The 17195-nt window shown below is 44.9% G+C and carries 13 protein-coding genes, 1 tRNA gene and 2 pseudogenes; 8 read left to right on the top strand and 8 right to left on the bottom strand.

What is annotated here, in order from left to right; genetic code table 11:
- Nucleotides 1-141: 141 nt before the first annotated feature.
- Both BBC0122_RS07610 and paaZ read right to left on the bottom strand, forming a co-directional pair.
- Complete coding sequence (locus tag BBC0122_RS07610) at nucleotides 142-990, bottom strand: PaaX family transcriptional regulator C-terminal domain-containing protein (RefSeq protein ID WP_077992658.1); 849 nt, start codon at nucleotides 988-990, stop codon at nucleotides 142-144.
- 377 nt (nucleotides 991-1367) lie between these two features.
- Nucleotides 1368-3392, bottom strand: a complete 2025-nt coding sequence (gene paaZ / locus BBC0122_RS07605) for a phenylacetic acid degradation bifunctional protein PaaZ (protein ID WP_077992656.1) — start codon at nucleotides 3390-3392, stop codon at nucleotides 1368-1370.
- Between the two features lie 530 nt (nucleotides 3393-3922).
- Here paaZ and paaG point away from each other — a divergent pair.
- Genes paaG through paaK form a run of 3 tightly spaced genes read left to right on the top strand, consistent with a single transcriptional unit; the run spans nucleotide 3923 to nucleotide 6506 of the window.
- Nucleotides 3923-4717 carry a 2-(1,2-epoxy-1,2-dihydrophenyl)acetyl-CoA isomerase PaaG gene (gene paaG / locus BBC0122_RS07600; RefSeq protein WP_077992654.1) on the top strand — a complete coding sequence of 265 codons (795 nt, stop codon included), beginning with the start codon at nucleotides 3923-3925 and terminating at the stop codon, nucleotides 4715-4717.
- The gene (paaI, locus tag BBC0122_RS07595; RefSeq protein ID WP_077992652.1) at nucleotides 4714-5154 is read left to right on the top strand and encodes a hydroxyphenylacetyl-CoA thioesterase PaaI; all 441 of its coding nucleotides are present in this window, start codon (nucleotides 4714-4716) and stop codon (nucleotides 5152-5154) included. Before paaG ends, paaI begins: the two co-directional genes overlap by 4 nt.
- A gap of 41 nt (nucleotides 5155-5195) precedes the next feature.
- A complete protein-coding gene (gene paaK, locus BBC0122_RS07590) occupies nucleotides 5196-6506 on the top strand; it encodes a phenylacetate--CoA ligase PaaK (protein ID WP_077992650.1) in 1311 nt (436 codons plus the stop codon).
- 639 nt (nucleotides 6507-7145) lie between these two features.
- On the opposite strand, the gene BBC0122_RS07585 is transcribed toward paaK, so the two are convergent.
- From BBC0122_RS07585 to BBC0122_RS07570, 4 genes and pseudogenes are all read right to left on the bottom strand, one after another.
- Complete coding sequence (locus BBC0122_RS07585) at nucleotides 7146-7496, bottom strand: hypothetical protein (RefSeq protein WP_077992648.1); 351 nt, start codon at nucleotides 7494-7496, stop codon at nucleotides 7146-7148.
- Between the two features lie 161 nt (nucleotides 7497-7657).
- Entirely contained in the window at nucleotides 7658-8299 is a 642-nt protein-coding gene (locus tag BBC0122_RS07580; RefSeq protein WP_077992646.1) for a hypothetical protein, read from the bottom strand.
- A gap of 148 nt (nucleotides 8300-8447) precedes the next feature.
- A pseudogene (locus tag BBC0122_RS07575) lies at nucleotides 8448-8633 on the bottom strand (integrase core domain-containing protein); the annotation flags it as partial.
- Nucleotides 8634-8705: 72 nt separating this feature from the next.
- Nucleotides 8706-9326 carry a TetR/AcrR family transcriptional regulator gene (locus tag BBC0122_RS07570; protein ID WP_077992642.1) on the bottom strand — a complete coding sequence of 207 codons (621 nt, stop codon included), beginning with the start codon at nucleotides 9324-9326 and terminating at the stop codon, nucleotides 8706-8708.
- 275 nt (nucleotides 9327-9601) lie between these two features.
- On the opposite strand from BBC0122_RS07570, the pseudogene BBC0122_RS13275 reads away from it, so the two are divergent.
- The 3 genes and pseudogenes from BBC0122_RS13275 to BBC0122_RS07560 all read left to right on the top strand — a co-directional run.
- Nucleotides 9602-11023, top strand: a pseudogene (locus BBC0122_RS13275) (TonB-dependent receptor); the annotation flags it as partial.
- An 8-nt stretch (nucleotides 11024-11031) separates the two neighbouring features.
- Nucleotides 11032-11778: a TonB-dependent receptor domain-containing protein gene (locus tag BBC0122_RS13270; RefSeq protein ID WP_149866652.1), complete on the top strand. Its 747-nt coding sequence runs from the start codon at nucleotides 11032-11034 to the stop codon at nucleotides 11776-11778.
- A 194-nt stretch (nucleotides 11779-11972) separates the two neighbouring features.
- On the top strand, nucleotides 11973-13250 hold the full coding sequence (locus tag BBC0122_RS07560) for an MFS transporter (RefSeq protein WP_077992638.1): 1278 nt from the start codon (nucleotides 11973-11975) through the stop codon (nucleotides 13248-13250).
- Nucleotides 13251-13646: 396 nt separating this feature from the next.
- On the opposite strand, the gene BBC0122_RS07550 is transcribed toward BBC0122_RS07560, so the two are convergent.
- Entirely contained in the window at nucleotides 13647-13847 is a 201-nt protein-coding gene (locus tag BBC0122_RS07550) for a hypothetical protein (RefSeq protein ID WP_077992634.1), read from the bottom strand.
- A 532-nt stretch (nucleotides 13848-14379) separates the two neighbouring features.
- Nucleotides 14380-14455 (bottom strand) — tRNA-Lys (locus tag BBC0122_RS07545).
- 486 nt (nucleotides 14456-14941) lie between these two features.
- Here BBC0122_RS07545 and BBC0122_RS07540 point away from each other — a divergent pair.
- Nucleotides 14942-16504 (top strand): TerC family protein, encoded by a 1563-nt coding sequence (locus BBC0122_RS07540; protein ID WP_077992632.1) that lies wholly within the window; start codon nucleotides 14942-14944, stop codon nucleotides 16502-16504.
- 99 nt (nucleotides 16505-16603) lie between these two features.
- Nucleotides 16604-17176: an NADPH-dependent FMN reductase gene (locus BBC0122_RS07535; protein WP_077992630.1), complete on the top strand. Its 573-nt coding sequence runs from the start codon at nucleotides 16604-16606 to the stop codon at nucleotides 17174-17176.
- The last annotated feature ends 19 nt before the right edge of the window (nucleotides 17177-17195 follow it).

The raw sequence follows: 17195 nt of genomic DNA, 5'->3' as shown, positions 1-17195 counted from the left end.
AAAGCTTCGCTTGAAGTCAGGCAACGATCTCCTCCAATTCATTGACCGATCGGTTATATTATACAATAAGAAACATCACAAAAAAAGCGATTTTTTATTGAATATGTGATGTTTTAAGAGGGTTTTCTTTAACTATTTGTTTTAATTCGCTAATATTTTATGAAGAGAGGCAGAGCGAAGATCGGTCAATTCGGTATTTCGTGACAATTGGCCATCATTTGTCTTGAAATTTTCATGGATGAAGTTTTCCGCTTCGGCCGATAATCGAAGATATAAACGGGCAAAAAGCTTTTTTGCCTCATCGGCCGGCCAATCCTCCGGCAGAGAGTTTCGTGGTAAATCGGGATCGTTCGCCAAACTCAAGCGGTAATCATGCACCACTGCAAGACGCGCGAGCAATGATTCGAGAGGTGAGAGATTGCCGGGAGCCATATGTTCAAAAGCGCGATATTTTTGAATAAAGCAATGATAACAGGATGCGATTTTTTCAATATCCCAGAATGTACTGACGAACTTTTTTAACCGCTGTTCTCCGTGAATTGCTTTTGCTTCAAAGACAAGTGCATCGGGATAATCATCAGACGTGTTCGGACCGAATAACAGATTACGGTTCATCACCGCGAAATTTCGAGTCTTGAGACAATCATCCATCTCGACGTCGGACCGTGCTATAATCATCCAGTCCTTTGGCGCATTTCTGAAATGATAAACGCGCATTGCCATTTGCCGGTATTCGGCCTGTGCTTTAGGTGTCAGGCGGTAAAAACTTTGGCGCCCGCTGCGTTCGCCAACAAGTTGGCCCGCATTGACCAAACGCGAAACCGATGTTCTGACAAGCGATTCATTCAAACCGACTGCTGAACATAGATCAATGAGATTACCTATCCAAAGCACGCCACCACGCGGTTCGACGATGTCTCCGTAAATCGTAACGATAAAGGCGGCCGAACGTGGACCGGGAACAAAAAAAGATGAAACGTTTTTATTCAAAGATGACCCGAATTGATTGTTTTGATTACCCGAATTGATTGTTTAGAGTGGACAGCGCGTCCGAAACCTCTAACGCTGTTTGGTAATAAAAAACAGTTAGATAAAATTGACAATCAATATTTGTGTTCTTTCAGAAATTTTTATATTCAAAATATATTTTTTATATTTTATACGATTTTTGTATTTATATCAGTTCTAAACTTTTTATAAAGATTTTATAATAATATAATAAATAATATTAAAATAATTATTATAAGAATATATATTTTATATAATTTTATTGAATTTAAAAGGTGGTTTTATATCACTGCAATCGAATAGAGATCGGATATAATTTTAATTGCGTTTTTAAATTAAAACCACCTTTTAACGATTATTTATAATGCCGGTTGGCGTGATGACATGGTGAGCAGGTTATAACGCGCCACGGTCTCTTCATTCTGGTTGAAAATTTCCGCATCCCAACGGACTTCACCATATTCCGGATTTCTCGCGGCACGTTTTTCTTTTACGGTCAGTCTCACATGGATCGCATCCCCCGGAGATACCGGTTTCAGAAAGCGCAGATTATCAATTCCGTAGTTTGCCAGAAGCGGGCCGGGTAGCGGGTCTACAAATAGACCGGCAGCGAAAGACAGAAGGAGATAACCATGGGCAACCCGTCCGGGAAAGAAGGGATTTGCAGCCGCGGCTTCTTCATCCATATGGGCATAGAATGTGTCGCCGGTGAAATTGGCAAAATGTTCTATGTCGTCAAGTGTAATTGTGCGTTCTTTCGTGCGTATTGTATCGCCTATTTCAAGCCCGTCGAAATCGCGGCGGAATGGATGTTCTTCGGTAACGGTCTGGTCGCCGCCATAAGACCATTCGCCAAGCAATTTTGTGAGCCGTTTGGGAGAAGCTTGAAGCGCGGTACGTTGCATATAGTGAAAAATTCCGCGAATACCCGCCATTTCTTCACCGCCACCGGCACGACCGGGGCCGCCATGAACCAAGGCAGGTAGAGGCGAACCGTGGCCGGTTGCTTCGTCTTTGCTGTCACGGTCAATGAAGTAAAGTCGACCATGGTAGGGGGCAATACCGAAAGTGAGAGCATTCGCAAAACGATCATCATAGGTATAGATTGAAGCAACCAGACTACCTTCGCCCTTTTTCACAAGTTCGATTGCTTCTTCTGTTGTCTTGTATGGCATCAATGTTGCTACCGGCCCGAAAGCTTCGACATGGTGAATGACAGTGGCTTTCAACGGTTCGCTACAGCTCAAAAGTACGGGAGATAATGCAGCGCTCTTATCATCTATGTTTTCCAGCGAGCCATATACAATTTCGGCCTCGCTTTGCAATTGTCGAATCGCTTGGATAACGTCGTTACGTTGTTTTTTGGATACCAGCAATCCCATCGAACTCTCTTTCGAGGCGGGATTTCCCGGAATATATTTCGACAGACTTTGCTTTAACGCTGAAGTCACGTCATCAAGATAGGCTTGCGGCACAATTATTCTGCGGATAGCAGTACATTTTTGTCCCGCTTTCGCCGTCATTTCGCGGGTCACTTCTTTTATGAAGTTCGCAAATTCCGGACTGTCTTTATTGGCATCAGAACCGAGGATTGCTGCATTAAGCGAGTCACGCTCGGCAATGAAGCGTATTGCATTGCGCGCAATGGAAGGGTTTTGCTGTAACAATTCGGCCGTATGGGCAGAACCCGTAAATGACACAATATCCTGTCCGTCGAGCCGGTCCAGCAAATCACCCGTGTCGCCGCAGATAAATTGCAAAGCACCATCAGGCAAAGCACCGGATTCGACAATGAGTTTCATCAAAGCTTCTGCAACATAGGCTGTGGCCGTTGCCGGTTTTGTAATGACCGGTATGCCGGCAAGAAAAGCAGGCGCCAGTTTTTCCAATAGCCCCCAACAAGGAAAGTTGAATGCATTGATATGGACAGCCACACCCTCGCGCGATGTCAGTATATGTTGACCGCTGAACGTCTGATTTTTTGAAAGACGTTCCGACGGTCCTTCAACAACAAATGTCTTGTCCGGCAATTCTTTACGTGCACGGGAAGAGTAGGCAAAAAGTGTAATAATCCCGCCATCAATATCCGGCCAACTGTCACGCTTGGTGGCACCGGTCTGGAAAGCCAATGTATAAAGTTTTTCTTTATTGGCGTCGAGGTGAAGCGCGATTTTTTTCAAGACATCCGCTCTTTGGTGAAATGTCATTTTACGTAAATTGGCACCGCCGACTTTTTTTGCGTAGTCAATTACCTCGCCGAAATGAATTCCTGCGCTCGATATTTTTGCAACCACAGTGCTGTCAATTGCACTTAATATATCTTTGAAACCTGTTTCGGCTTGGAACCAGCGACCTTTGATGTAACTATTTAATATATTTGTCATTAACTCCTCCTCATTAGTGCGTTATTAGAATTTTATAATAAAATATTTTTATAATTAATATAATAATTAATTTATTATTTTATTTTTTGAAACATTATATTTATATGAAAAAATATAACTAGGAAAATTTATATAAAATTGAAGATGTATTATTTAAAATTGATAAATTGTATTTATAATATATTTGTTTTTGAAGTGATAATTGGGGAAACAGCATTTGCCCGAATTGAAAGCCCCTGAACTAAAAGCCCCTGAACTGAAAGCCCCTGAACTGAAAGCCCCCGAACTAAAGGATAGAATTATATATTTTTTCCTGTCTTGGACATTTGATAGATATGCTTTATTCTGGGTAACTGCCTGAACAACTGCTTGAACAACTGTCTGAAAAACTGCCTGAACAACTGAATGTGACATGATTTCCTCGTTAACATCAACTTCGCGGTTGACAGATCGTCAATTTGGATAAATTATTAACCGAACATTCGGTTAATTCAAGCAAAAATTTGGGAGGCTTGAAAAAGGAGGAACGAATGGATGGTCATGAACAGCCGATCCTTGTGAATAATCATCAAAGCTGGCACGAAATCATTTTGAACCGGCCGGAAAAATTGAATGCGTTTACCGACGACATGCACAGAGCGTTGGTTAAAGCGCTGGATGCGGCCGCTGGCGAAGATTGTCGTGCCGTTCTGCTTAGTGCTTCAGGACGGGGGTTTTGTGCCGGACAAGATCTCAATATGCGCGTGAGCGAAGGTGGCCCGCATGATCTCGGCGCAACGATCGAAGAATTTTATAATCCTTTAATCCGCCGTTTGCAGAGACTTCAAAAACCGGTCATCTGCGCGGTCAATGGTGTGGCGGCGGGAGCCGGTGCCAATATAGCTTTGAGTTGCGACATTGTTTTGGCTGCAAAAAGTGCGCGCTTTATTCAGGCATTTGCCAGAATTGGCCTTATTCCCGATTCAGGTGGAACGTTCTTTTTGCCACGTCTCATCGGAGACGCTCGCGCTCGTGCCTTGATAATGACTGGTGAAGCTGTTTCGGCACAACAGGCTCATGACTGGGGCATGATCTGGAAAGTCTATGACGATAAAGACCTGCATGATGAAGCGGTAAAACTGGCAAAATGGTTCGCCGAACAGCCAACACAAGGATTGGCTTTGGCTAAAGAGGCGCTGAACTATTCCTCGTCTCATAGTCTTGATGAACAATTGGATTTTGAACGAGACCAGCAAAGGAAAGCCGGTTTTTCACCGGATTATCGTGAAGGTGTAACGGCTTTTATGGAAAAACGGCTGCCCTCATTCACAGGGAGGAAAGCATGAATGGACAGCAAATAGCAGATCTTTCTTCAAAAAAAATGTGGGAAGGCGATAAGGCGGCACAAAGTTTGGGCATGAAGCTGGTATCCAGTTCACCCGGGCAGGCAGTGATGACGATGGAGATCACTGAAAATATGTCGAATGGCCACGATATTGCACATGGCGGTTTTATATTTGCTTTGGCTGATACAGCATTTGCTTATGCAAGTAACAGCTATGGAGACGCTCATGTCGGGCAGATATGTGACATTGTCTATATCCGGCCATCGCATAAGGGCGACATTCTGACAGCGCAAGCAAAGGAAGTCAGTAAAACCGGACGCACCGGAATCTACGATGTCAATGTTTCTACACAAGGCAAAACAATCGCCGAATTTCGCGGTGTTTCTCGCGAAGTGTCGAAGAATTTTATTGGCATAACTGTTGATAATCAATCCTAGCAATACACAATTCAGGCTTCATAGCTTTTTGGGAGGAAACTATGACAACACAATTCAATCAAGAAAAATTCGTAGCACTGGAAAATGCCTCGCGTGACGAGATTATGGCATTGCAAACGAAGCGGCTTGCCTGGACATTGAAGCACGCTTATGAAAATGTGCCTTTTTATAAAAGAAAGTTTGACGAAGCGGGAGTTCATCCCTCGGATTTCAAACAGCTATCCGACATAGAAAAATTTCCGTTTACAGAAAAGAAGGATTTGCGCGACAACTATCCTTTTGGCCTATTTGCAGTTCCGCGTGAAAAAGTTAGTCGTATTCATGGTTCCTCCGGTACAACCGGAAAACCGATTGTCGTCGGATACACGCAAAATGACCTTGATATATGGGCGAATCTTGTTGCCCGTTCTATGCGTGCGGCGGGTGCCAAATCGGGCATGATTGTCCATGTAGCCTATGGATATGGGCTGTTCACAGGCGGCCTTGGTGCACATTACGGGGCTGAACGGTTGGGGTGCACGGTGGTTCCGATGTCGGGCGGAATGACCGAAAGGCAAGTCCAGCTCATCCATGATTTCAAGCCGGAAGTCATCATGGTAACGCCGAGTTATATGCTTGCGCTTCTTGACGGCTTTGTCAAAGCCGGTCTTGATCCGAGAAAATCCTCGCTCAAATATGGCATTTTCGGAGCCGAGCCATGGAGTAATGCCATGCGTGAGGAAATAGAAGATGTATTCGATATGGATGCAACCGATATTTACGGGCTTTCGGAAGTTTTAGGGCCGGGTGTCGCACAGGAATGTGTTGAAACGAAAGACGGTCTCCACATCTGGGAAGATTGTTTTTATCCCGAAATCATCAATTCCGATACATTAAACCCTGTAGAAGATGGCGTTAAAGGTGAAGTTGTCTTCACGACTTTGACCAAAGAAGCAATGCCCATCATACGCTATCGTACCCGTGATCTGTCGCGGCTTCAACCCGGCACAGTCCATCAGGGAATGCGCAGAATGGAAAAAATATCGGGACGTTCCGATGATATGATTATCTTACGTGGCGTGAATGTTTTTCCAAGCCAGATAGAAGAAGCATTGCTTGCAACAGACTGGTGTGCAGGTCACTTCCAGATTGTGTTGTCGAGAACAGGCCGAATGGATAACATGACTGTCGTTGCCGAAGCTCGTCCCGAACATAGTTCAGAAGAAAAATGGAGCCAATATTCACGCAATTTTGTTCGTCATATCAAAGGCACGGTCGGGGTTTCTGTCAATTTGCAAATACAAAAGCCGATGACAATTGAACGCTCGATGGGAAAACGTAAAGTTATCATTGATAACCGGCCTAAAGATTAGAAATGTTGGTAGACCGTTTACCGGATTGACCGGAGAAAGCGGTCAATCAAATAGATAAAAGCTTATGAAAATATAATATTCTTTGGCTTATAACATTTGTGTGGTGAATGAAAACATGGAACTTCTTTCACCACACTTTATCAAACGGCAGTCACGAAACAGTGGCGCAAGCGCATAAGGCGGTGTGAAGCTGTCGCTTAATCGCCCGTCATTCAATCGTCATTAACCGAATTGTTGTTTGATTGGAGTTCCGGCATTCTTCTTTATTGGAAGTGAAAAACTGTCGACTATAGGGCAGGGGCGGTTTTTTGCCGGACATTGTTTTCTCCAATCGGCTTTTCTATGGGGATGGTTCTTCAAAAAACGCGTCTCTTTGGTCGGCGACAATAGCTTCAATGACAATTGGAACGGCAACGGCAATTGGAGCTTCAACGACAATCAGCAATTTTTATTGTCGAAACCCCCGATATTCCAATCGCGGGCTTCAACAGTACAACATGGTTTTTCGGCGGCTCCGCCTGACCGAATGATAAGCAGGTGACTTCTGAAACCGGCTTTGTTGAAATACCGTTCCCGGTTGAAACAAGCCTTGTCATAACATCGTTTCCGGTAAAGAGGGCAACAGGGGTTTCCGGCTTTTTACAACGGCTCTTTACCGGTTTTGCCAGTTGTTGCAATGAGGCTGATAAGATAGGTAAAAAGTTCATGATCGTCCAAAGGATGGTTACTATCCAGTGAAACTGCATGGTCCAATTCCAAACGATTAAGAAGACAAAACAACATCAAACCACCGAAAGTCAGCATAGCCAATCCGGCCGGAATATCATCGCGCACCACCCCCGCTTTCTGCGCCTTCCTGATTTTCGGGACGAAATATTCGTTCAAAAATGAAGAGCGCGACTGGCGTTCCTCAATCGCGGCTTCGAGCATACGCCAAAGCTGCAAGTGAATATGAACCGGAGCACGACCCGCCATTGCAATTAATGCCATCAGTAATGCTAACGCTTTCGCCAGTTCCATTATAATGATAAATAGTTAGCTGCGCAGCTTGAGAAGCACCGGAAAAAGCACAAACAGCAGTTAATGCACCAAAAGCGATAGGTAGTTTTTCGTATTTCGCTCTGATAATATGTTAGGTCAGAATAGATTATTTAAAAAATAATCCCGAAGCGCATTGGTCCAATTCCAGATTCAATGACGCGTTTACCAGAAGCATGAAAAGCATTGATTGCCTCATTATCAGCCTCTGATCTCCAAGCTTTATCACTGATAAAGCCATATCCATCCCCGACAACTTTAAAACGACCTTGTTTAAATATCGGGTTACCAGTCATGTCGCCTTCAAGGACAATTTCAAATTTACCGGATTGGATAGCTTCGACTAACCCGGACTCATTAATTTTACCTTGAGCAATATGGCTTTTCATAACTTGAGTGAATAATTCCTTCAATTCATCATCGCTCATGTTGGGATTTGCTGTAATTGTTCCATCCGCAGAAACAGACGATCCATTCCTTAAAGCTTCAGCAATGCTTGTCATGGTATCATGATAAACAGAACCAGTCTGAACCGCATTAACATCGATTTTGCCTGCGATAAGTTCTTGAATTCTGGATATTGCATCAGATGAAGACGCAGAAAGAGGAGTGTTGCCAGAAGCGGCAACGGTCGGTGATATACCTCTAGAACCCTTAGTGTCGCTATTGAATTGATTGGTCTCGTTGGACTTCAGCAAATGTAAAGCCGTTTCTGAACCTGACATACGGCCATTATTAAATACAGAATTAATCATTACTGTACTCCATAAATTGAAGGCAACTTAAGCCGTCATGTCTTAATACACCTAAAATACAATATTCTTCATGAATAGAAGATTATTATATAATATAATTGGTTATAGATCAAATGATGTACTGCCCCCGTTTGAGCGGACACATGATCTATTGATTTAGTGACCTTCTGAACATCCTTGGAAAGTTCATATCAAGCGCGGAATGTGGATGGATTTCATTATAATCCTCGATCCCGCCATTAATCTGCCGAAGAGCTGGTTTGGCATCCGGCAAATTGGCTATTTTGATATAATCGCGTTTAAGCGTTTTGACAAAAGCTTCCGAAATACCGTTGTCAGTTGAAACAAGCCTTGTCATAACATCGTTGCTATAGTTGGCAGAAAGATTTCCGGCTTTATACAGGGGCTATTTACCGGTTTTGCCAGTTGTTGCAATGAGGCTGATAAGATAGGTAAAAAGTTCATCATCGTCCAAAGGATGGTCACTATCCAGTGAGACCGCGTGGTCCAATTCCAAACGATTAAGAAGACTAAACAACATCAAACCGCCGAAAGTCAGCATGGCCAATCCGGCCGGAATATCATCACGCACCACCCCCGCTTTCTGTGCCTGCCTGATTTTCGGGACAAAATATTCATTCAAAAATGAAGAGCGCGACTGGCGTTCCTCAATCGAGGCTTCGAGCATACGCCAAAGCTGCAAGCGCAGGGACAAGGGATGATGTAACCAATATTGCTGGAAATTGCGCATCAGCCGCTCGAAAGAGCTTGTCGGATCCTCCATTTCAGTGCCCTTTGAAACATATTCATGAAATTCAAGCGATATACGCTTGTTCACAATTTTCCAAAGCGTTTCCTTATCTTTAAAGTGATGGTGGATGAGGGCCGCCGAAACACCGGCTTTTTCCGCTATAGTGCGCATGCTGGCACCGGCATAGCCGACATCGGCAAACACTTGAAGTGCTGCGTCGATAATCCGGTCGCGGGCGTCGACTGCCGAATATTGGTGTTTCAATTCTTTGGTCATAGGCGTCAAGTCCCCGGAATTAACAAGTTCGAGAAAAGCACAGCTTGTTCATTTTTAGGTTTCCTGCGGTCTCATTAAACGACTTCATTTTAAAAAATATGAAGGCCAAAGCAACAAAAAACCATGATTTCGGGCGGCAAAACACAATCAAGAAATAACTTGACAAGTTTTATCTACATTAGTAACTAAACGATTGTTTAACATATTGAACATTCGTTTAGTCTCGGTCAGTGGGAGGCTACGGAAAAATCGGGGTAATCAGCGAGAGGCACGAAATGTTAAAGCATATGAAGACACCGTCGGCTTTGGGAGTCGGCATTGCATCAATTGTTCTGCACGTTGGAACCATTCCTGTTCATGCCGAACAGCAAACATCACCCGCCAATGTCGGTGTTGTATTGTCGCCGGTGATTATCAATGCACGTCGCATCTCGGAAGATATGCAAAAAGTACCGATTTCGGTTGCCGTTATAGAAGGTGACAAGGTGCGCAACATCCCCTCATCTGCATCCAATGCCGACATTGCGCGGCAAAGTCCCAATATCAGTTATGTGGATATGGGCGGTTTCTACACCAACAGTATGATGATCCGTGGCGTCGGCTCGATCTCGCCGCTATCGGCAGATGATTCTTCTGTGTCACTCAATATTGATGAAGTGCCGATGTCCGCATACGGGCTGCCACCGTCAACACTCGATCTTGAACGGGTCGAGATTTTACGTGGGCCGCAGGGTACGCTTTACGGCCGTAATTCCCAAGGAGGCGCTATAAATTTTATTACCAAAAAACCGGTATTCAATAATGAATATTCGGTGCGCGGTGAGGTTGGCACCAAAGACTGGGGACTTGGAGAACTTATTGCAAACACAGTCCTTATCGACAATGTGTTAACTTCGCGCATGGCGTTGCAATATTCCAATCGTGGCGGCGATATTGCCAATAAGTCAATCGGTGGTGAAGACGGACAGACGCAGGTCGGTGCAGCGCGCGGCACCCTTCTTTATCAACCGGATCAGGACACCACTGCCCAGTTCACCTACGACTATGAAAGCAATAATGACAAGCAGCCGACAACGGTGCTCAAGCAGGCTTATTGCTATCCATGCAGCGGCCTTAATCCGCGTGATGATTTCAAACGGGAAAATAATGGCGGGACATTCCGGCTTGAACATAATTTCGATGCATTCCGTCTCACCACAATATCGGCTATTCACAAGCTCAATATCGACACAACCCAGGATAATCAGGATATGTTGATCTATGGGGCATATATGGGGTTTCCGCCTTCTATGACCAATCGGCGAGATCAAAATGTTGGTGGGGGGTTTCAGAAAGAAACGTCCTATTTGCAGGAGATCAGGCTGTCTTCGCTTGACGAGGCGGAGGTCAAATGGACCACTGGTGTCAACTACTACCGGTCGGAATATTATGCTTTGCAAGATGGGTCGAAAACCCAAAATCCGCCGGCATTCAGCGGTTTGCAAACGGGTGACCTGACTACCGACAGCTATGCGGCTTTTGGTGAAATGACAGTGCCGATAGTGGGTGATCTGAAGGGCTTGGCGGGTTTGCGTGTAACGCATGAGGAAAAAAGCGTCGATTACGGCTTTATTGGCAATGGCGCACGTGGAACGGTCGCTGCTTTCAGTCAGGATTCGTCATTCAAAGATACATTTGTGACCGGCCGAACCGGTTTGACTTATGACTGGAGCCAAGATCTGATGACCTATGTAACCGTTGGTCGTGGTGCCGTGGCGGGGGATACCCTTGGCATAGCGTCAATAATCCGTTCGGCAAACAGGAAGCACAATTTCCCACATCGACAAGCTGGACTTATGAAGGCGGTGTCAAGTCAAGCCTGCTTGACGGGCGGGCGACGCTCAACGCTTCTGTTTTCTATAATGATGTCTCGAAAGGACACCAGATATCCTATAATGCGGCTTTGTTTGAATATGAAATTGTCGCGCTTGATTATAAGTCCTATGGCTTCGAGGTCGAGGGGCGAACGCTTATTACTGATGAAATCACATTAATTGGTGGTGTCGGCTACACAGAAGCGAAATTGAAAGATCTCGACGAGAACAATCTGCTGAACGCAAAGTCGGGAAACTACGTGCCCAATGTCCCACAATGGACGGGAAACATCGGTTTGGAATATTTTGCATCTGCCGAACGTATCGGCATTGATAACGGCGACATCTACGCCTCGGCCGTTTATCAATATACCGATAAGCGTCCAAGTGATGTGCGCAACTCGTTTGATCTTGAATCGTACGGTATCGTCAATGCGCGTTTGGGTTGGAAAAACGACAAGGTCGAAATCTACGCGTTTGCTAATAATCTTTTAGACAAAAGATATGAAGCTTTCGGGAGCTTCTATACGCGCGACATACAGGTTGTGAAGGCCGGACTTGGAAGAACAATCGGCTTTGGAACAAGCTTCCGCTTTTAACGAAAAACGCGTGGTGACGGGTTGAAAGACCCGCGCCGCTTTTTTCATCGTCACTCTCAAGCAATGAAAATCAGTGTCCTTTATCGGTTAAGTGGTTCGACGACAAATCTCGCCGCAATGATGAATAAAACTCCAAATAACCACGAAATAACATTGTCTTGCTTCAAGCAAAGCCAAGGAGAAAGGTAAATCCGATGCATCATGAAACGGCTGAACTTGCAAATGAACGCTTGGTTGCACCTATAAGCCTCATAGAAGGTGAACGCTTTCCGGCACTCTTTCTCTTCGCGCTTGCGGCTTTATATTGTTCTTTTGGTATTTTGTTCGGTTTGATTAGCGGCACATTGCCACCGCTTTTGCGCTCCAAAGGGCTTGAGATGGGGCAATTGGGCTGGTTATTTGTCTTATTTATTCCCTTTGGACTGACCTTTTTATGGTCTCCGATGATTGATGCGTTTGCACCCAACCGCCATATGCCGAAAATAAGCTGGATTCTTTGCGCCCAGATTGTCACTGTGATTGTATTGTTCGTCACCTCTTATCTGCACGATTCCGAGCCGCTTTTGCTTTTGACACTCGGTATCATTGTTGCTTTGGCTACCGCAACCATGGATCTCGCACTAGATGCTTTGGCAAGTGAATCGGTACCCGAAAAACACCGGCCGGTTGCCGGAGCAATTAAAGCGGGGACTTATCTTATCGGGCTTGTCGTCGGCGGCGGCATCCTCATGGCGCTTTCCGACCGGTTAGGCTGGACGGTTATGTTTCAACTGGTTGCGGTATTTACCATTATCGCTTCTGTGCCGATCTGTTTTTGTACAAAATCTGACAACGCAAAACTGACCGGAAAATTCACCATGCCATCTTTTACCAAAACGTTTGCGCGACCACGCAATTTGCGTCGTCTCTTTGCACTAAGCTTACTGAGTTGTGTGTTTTCAAGCATGATGGGCATGGGAAGGATTGTGCTCGTCGATGTTGGCATATCGCTTGATACAATAGGCACGACGGTAGGCATTTTCGGTCCATTAGTCGGGCTTGGTGCTTCCACCATTGCTGTGCCGCTTTTAAATCGTCTTGGCAATGGCCAGGCGTTGGTCATCTGCCTTTTCTACGGGCTTTTTACATTAAGCGGATTGATTATCGGCCTCAATGGTTTTCCCCATCTCGCACTCGTCAGCATCACCGCAATGTCGGCGGCATCAAGCGGGCTATTTGTTATCATGTGCACATCACTGCTCGGATGGGCTCAAGGCAATCAGCCGGCAACAGACTATGCCACCCTTCTGGGGTTAAGCCGTTTGGTGGGAACTGTTTTTATGATCGGTTCATCCATGCTTATCCCCGTTATCGGTTGGGATTATTTCTATGGCTTCATCATGGTTCTTTTTATTATTGCAACGGTTATTGTCATAAGAATTTTGCCGGAAGTTTTCGGCCTGAAGCGCAAAAAACAATTATCGAAAGGCTGAAACCAATGTCATTATCAAGGCGCAATAGCCGACAAATGTGCATGTTTCAAATAGAAAGGCAAGGTTGCCGGTTTATACAGTCTGTTGCGCTTTTGCGCGCTTGCGACAAGCAGCACACTTTTATCGTACTTTCTGCTACGCTAAACATCGCGCCCTATTGTTTATCTTTTTTATTGTCAAACGATCTTTTAAACCGCAACGCGACATTCATACCATCCGGTTTTGGTTTTATGTTTGACATTCTTGCTGATGTCGCACTGGCTGTTTAAGGCAATCAGCCGCATTTTGCGCGTATTGCTGCTTTGCTATTTTTTAGCTCTTGCGCCTACGCCTTGCCCATAAACCGGATGAAATGTTATTGTCTTTTTTCACAAAGCGCGGGGCGGGGAGTTTGCGTCAAACCTTGAGCGATAGCGAGGATGTCACCTGTTTCCGGAATAAAGCCTTTTTTTTAAGCGTTGCCAGCGGCACCAGCTTGAACCCCATGCCGGTCTGACGCTTTTCTTGACGGTGATTGGTGAGGTCACGGTCGCTTCGGCCTGCGTACAATGCGAGAAGTCGAGGAGGTTTGAGGAAGGTAAGGTACGTGTTCTTCATCCGTTAAATGTCCGGCTCATGAGGGCATTGAAACGATTGTCTTGTTCCTTGTTCTTTTGATTGCCAGTGTTTTCACGACCTTTGATTTCGATGTTGATTTATCTGCCACCGACATCGGACTTGGCAAACTTTTCAGTAAAATTCAAGGTTCTGTATATACCTTCTTTGACAGAGATGTTCTTCCGTCCTGATTTTCACCAGTGGTAGACGTTCCCGATAAAAGCTAACGTCGAAAACTGCCGTTTTTTATCAAAGATGGCTTGTACTTTGATAACGCAGATACCGTAGACCGGATCAGTTCCGCTCTGCCTACCTTTCACTGCCGTTCCGTTCTGATTTTTCGACAAAAGTCGGAGCGGAAGAGATGCCTTAGGGGATTGGAAGTCGGGAATTAGAGAATGTTGTTAAAGTTTTTGACAAGGAAGTGAACAGAAGGAAAACAAAAAATGTCTACCCTTCTTAAAAAAGTGTCAAACTTTGCTACCGGTAAATTTTCTGGTCTTGAAAAACACTTATAAATCAGAGATTTAAATGGTGGGTGATACAGGGATCGAACCTGTGACCCGCTGATTAAGAGTCAGCTGCTCTACCAACTGAGCTAATCACCCACACGGTATCGTTATTGAACGATAGCGGTTCTATAGCGTTCCTCAGGAATGATGTCCATAGAAAATTTTTATTTTTTCTGTCTTTTCATTCTTTGTTGATCGGCTCATTCCGACGATTGAGAAAACATCTTGATCTTCATATAAAAAGGCCTCATTATATAACAATCAGTCAATGCGTGTGACATAGTCTGTTACCGGTAGAGAGAGGACGATCGAGCGTAATGCCCGACCAAAATTCAGAAGACCCTTCCTGTAGTATCGAGCGGTGTAGGCCGTTTCGGGGTATTTTTTTACAGTTTAAGCAGAGTGTTTTGGCTTTGAAGCTGAAAATTTCAGTCTTCAACGACGAGATGCTTTTTGTTTTATCCAGCAGGATGTTTCGTGTTTGTCGTTTTTCAAAAAACGTTTTCGGGGATTGATATGAACTATATCGTTTTTCCTCGATTGTTTTTCGGCTTTTGGCGCTTTTCTCGGATTTAATGAATCATGGAATGGATAGCAAATCCCCATGCGTGGATGGGTCTTGTAACACTTATTTTTCTGGAAATTGTTCTGGGCATCGACAATCTTGTGTTCATCGCAATTTTGGCGACGAAACTTCCCCCTAAAGTAAGAAATCGCGCCCGTTTGACAGGGTTGAGCTGTGCGTTGGTCATGCGGCTTATTCTTCTGACTGCAATGGGCTGGGTTATGACACTCGATCAACCCCTGTTTTCGGTCGGAAACTTCTCTTTCAGTTGGCACAGCCTGATTTTGATTGTTGGCGGCGCTTTTCTTCTTGCCAAAGGAACGCTTGAACTGCACGAAAGGCTCGAAGGCGAGGTGCATGAAGACTCTTCTACTGTTGTTCATGCTGTATTCTGGCAGGTCATTGTGCAGATTGTCGTGCTTGATGCTGTGTTCTCGCTCGATAGTATCATTACCGCGACAGGTATGATCCCGAAAGACCAGATGATGGTTATGTATCTTGCCGTCATTATCGCTATGGGCGTCATGATGTGGGGTTCGGGACCTTTGATGGTGTTTGTCAACCGCCATCCGACGGTTGTCATTCTTTGCCTCGGTTTTTTGATGATGATCGGTTTCAGCCTTATTGTTGAAGGATTCGGCTTTCATATCCCGAAAGGTTACCTCTATGCGGCGATCGGTTTTTCCGTGCTTATCGAAGCATTCAACCAGATTGGCCGTCACAATCGCGAGAAACTGATTTCCACAAACGACCTGCGTGAGCGCACAGCCGGTGCAGTGCTCAGACTGTTGGGCGGTGGAAAGAAAGAAGGTAATTTAGGCGAAACAGCAGATTTGATTGCCGAGCAGGCGGCGGCCTCTGAAATCTTCCGCCCGGAAGAAAAACAGATGATTCGGGGTGTTCTTGATCTCGCCGACCGGCCTGTCCGTTCGATTATGTCTCCCCGCAACGAGATAGAATGGCTGGATCTTGATGCCAACGAAGATGAAATGCGCACCGAGCTTGAACAATTCAAGCATAGCCGTCTTGTCCTTGCGCGTGAAAAGGTGGACGAATTTGTCGGGGTTGCGCTGACAAAAGACCTGCTTCTCGATCTTGCCGAGGGAAAAAATATCGATTGGCAAAAGGCAATGCGCCAGCCACTGGTTGTTCATGAAAACACCAGTGTGTTGCGTTTAATGGAAAAATTGCGGCGTTCGCCGATACAACTTGCTATTGTTGTCGATGAGCACGGCTCGTTTGAAGGGGTTGCCACGCCAACCGATATATTGGAAGCTATTGCCGGTGATTTTCCTGATGAAGATGACGAACCGGTTATTGCAGAACATCTGAAAGATGGTAGCTTTATGGTTGAGGGATATGCGGATATTCGCCGTTTAAGCGGATTTCTTGATAAAGATCTGGTGGACGAGAATGATCGTTATACCACTCTTGCCGGTTTTATGTTATGGCATTTCGGGCATTTGCCAACAACTGGAGAGAGTTTTAATGCCGAGGGGTTTAATTTCAAGGTTGTTGAAATGGAGAGGCGTAATATAGCGAAAGTACTTATCTCGCCAGTTAAAACGCAAGAACAGTAATTTTACTGCATGAAGATAATAGAGTGTTTGTTTTAAACGCTCGCGTAAGTGAGAAAAAATTTTGGATACAAAATATTTCTCGGTTGAAGGGAAAGAAAGATGAAACCACGTTTACAGATCATTGTCACACCTACGCGCGCTGGTAGGGTAGGTAGGAAATTGGGGGACTGGCTCTGTTCATACGCTGATAGTCATTCAAATTTCGACGTTGAATTGATTGATCTGGCAACAATCAACTTGCCACTGTTTGATGAACCGAAACATCCGCGGCTCCATCAATACGAACATGCGCATACGAAAGAATGGAGCAAACTCATTTCAAAAGGCGATTGCTATATTTTCGTTATGCCCGAATATGACCATTTGCCTCCGTCATCTTTTGTCAATGCGGTAACCTATCTCTCCAATGAATGGAGCTATAAGGCCGTGTCATTCATGAGCTATGGCGGTATTTCGGGCGGATTAAGAGCTGTTGAAACAGCCCGTTTGATGGTCAACGCGGTAAGAATGGTACCGATTCTGGAAACTTTGCCAATTCCTCAATATACCCAATATATCGACGAAAACGGCAATTTCAGACCGAATTCCACTATTGAAGGTGGAGCACAAGCCGTTTTTGACGAATTGTTCAAGGTGAATAACGGTTTGAAAAATATTCGCCCCAAGTTTTAATTCGGGTTTGATGATCGGA

It is taken from the genome of Ditibartonella choladocola (assembly GCF_002007565.1).
GTDB classification, from domain to species: Bacteria; Pseudomonadota; Alphaproteobacteria; order Rhizobiales; family Rhizobiaceae; genus Bartonella; species Bartonella choladocola.
The sequence above is the reverse complement of the archived record's forward strand: the minus strand, read 5'-3'. Positions and strand labels throughout refer to the sequence as shown.